The organism is Cellulosilyticum ruminicola JCM 14822, from assembly GCF_001311925.1.
In the GTDB taxonomy this organism is placed as follows: Bacteria; Bacillota; Clostridia; order Lachnospirales; family Cellulosilyticaceae; genus Cellulosilyticum; species Cellulosilyticum ruminicola.
Genome location: NZ_BBCG01000160.1, coordinates 1 through 1,271, shown reverse-complemented (window position 1 = coordinate 1,271; position 1,271 = coordinate 1). Strand labels below are relative to the sequence as shown.

Sequence of the window (1,271 nt, the reverse complement as noted above, 5' to 3'; positions counted from 1 at the left end):
CCAAGGTAACAATGCAATCTCGAATTTGATTAAAAACATCAATTTTTTTGCAAGCAGGTTCAAGTCCTAAACCGTAGGCTAGTGTTCTATAAAACTCAGGAACTGTAACTGTTGAAAGAGGGATATAAACTACTTTATAAAGATTACTATTTAATCCTGTTGTAAAACATCTCATAGCATAAGTTTTTCCTACTCCTGCAAGGCCTGTAAATAAACCTATTCCACGTGTATTTTTAAGATATTCAAAGCGTCCTTTGGCTTGTTTAAAATCTTTAGTTTCCATACACTGCTTTTCTGAAATTTCCTTTTGAAAAGGATTAAACTCCATACCCCAATAACTTTTATATATAGTATTCACTCCTCACTTATATCTGAAAAATCCATACGTTTTTTGCGTTTAATCTTAGCATTATCAACTTTATTCATAAGATGAATTGTTTCAAGTAGCGTATGATCATCACTAAAAATATAAGCTTCATCTAGTTGGCTTGGAAGATAACGTAACTTAATTCTTTTACCTATATATTGCATAGGTACCTCATAAATTTGTTGACCGATTACAACAGTAGCATCACTATAAACACGTCTTTCAATACGATGTAAAAAGTGTTGATTGAGTAATTCATAGGGGATGTGTTTAATGTGTTCATAATCTTTGAGATAACGGTCTCTAGGTGTAGTAGAGATACTAGAATGTACTGCGTTGTTATAATACTTATTTAGGTAACTCCAGTAGTCTTCATTAAGCTTGTCTAAGCTTTGATAAGTTCTCCAATCTAAACCATTGATCCAGCCATCCTTAATGGTTCTAAAACTGCGTTCAATTTTACCTTTACTTTGTGGTGTATAAGGTTTGCTATGAATAAGTGTAATACCCAAAGAAGCACAGATATAACCTAGTTGCTCATTACGATAACTACTGCCATTATCTACAAATAATCTTTTAGGTACACCATACTTGGCAATAGCTTTTTTAAAAGCATCTTGCATGTTAGTGGCAGTATTATTAAAGTAGAATTCACCATGGACAAGTAGCCGTGACGCATCATCAATAAAAGCAATAAGATAAGTCTTTTTCTTGATACCGTTTATTGTAAGAATAGGACCATGAGAAGAATCTGCTTGCCAACAATCATTAGCAAAAGCCATTTCAAAAGCCCTACGATCTTCAGGCATCAGTTGACTGGGTTTTAAATCATTATCACGGATATACAGTGCTATTTCACGAAGTGTTTTTTCGTCCATAACTAGCCTCCTATTGATGTGATTTG

Annotated in this window: 2 protein-coding genes; both read right to left on the bottom strand. The window is 33.4% G+C overall.

Annotation, left to right across the window (positions count from 1 at the left end):
* Positions 1–358, bottom strand: a 358-nt coding sequence (locus JCM14822_RS18615) for an ATP-binding protein (RefSeq protein WP_172674871.1), incomplete at its 3' end; no start/stop codon positions are given.
* The gene (locus JCM14822_RS18610) at positions 355–1,245 is read right to left on the bottom strand and encodes an IS481 family transposase (RefSeq protein WP_054744143.1); all 891 of its coding nucleotides are present in this window, start codon (positions 1,243–1,245) and stop codon (positions 355–357) included. The genes JCM14822_RS18610 and JCM14822_RS18615, both read right to left, overlap by 4 nt.
* Between the last annotated feature and the right edge of the window lie 26 nt (positions 1,246–1,271).

Excerpts from the sequence above, each read along its gene's own strand:
- JCM14822_RS18610 (WP_054744143.1), bottom strand. The coding sequence starts at position 1,245 with ATGGACGAAAAAACACTTCGTGAAATAGCACTGTATATCCGTGATAAT.